This window comes from Vibrio sp. D173a, from assembly GCF_030248475.1.
Window position 1 is genome coordinate 1 of the sequence record NZ_JAHGAH010000289.1, and the last position, 594, is coordinate 594.

The 594-nt window shown below is 52.4% G+C and carries 1 protein-coding gene; it reads right to left on the reverse strand.

The genetic code is table 11. The features are described from left to right. Nucleotides 1-594: Ig-like domain-containing protein (locus KIV40_RS24345; protein WP_285351751.1), on the reverse strand; the 594-nt coding region annotated here is incomplete at both ends.

The following is a 594-nucleotide window of genomic DNA, read 5'->3' on the forward strand; positions in this document are numbered from 1 at the left end:
TGGATATTTCCCCATGTCGCCACCGCAGAGAGGTCAACCACCTCAATTTCTACTTGCGCGACACCATAACCGCCGTTATGGTCAGTCACCACATACGTCACATAGTGAAACCCAGCATGGTTCGGTTTAAAGGTAAACGAAAGATTGCCAAAGTCATCCTGGGCCGCTAAACCAACCTCCGCATCCCACGCATCAACTTGAATAAGCTGGATCTCATCACCATCATCGTCATCACTAACATAAGCACTGAGGTCAAATGTTTGGGGCGATTCGATGTCATCAGATTCCATCCTAAACGACGCATCTGTCGCCACTGGCGCATTATTTCCGAGGCGTGACACCGCCACGTCAACCGTCCCCACTAAAATCGCACTACCATCGTCGTTCGTCATGGTGTACACCAAACGTGTCACCCCCTGAGCGTGCGCCTCATAAGTGATCTCATCATTCTCGCTATTACCACTGGCGACGCCATCACCGAGCACCACAACCTCAGGGTCGAGGGTATAACCGGTGGTTAACGGGCCACGCACCTCTATCGTGATGATCTCACCCACAGTCGTCGTCTTAGATTGTGGTGGCAACTGCGCGGGG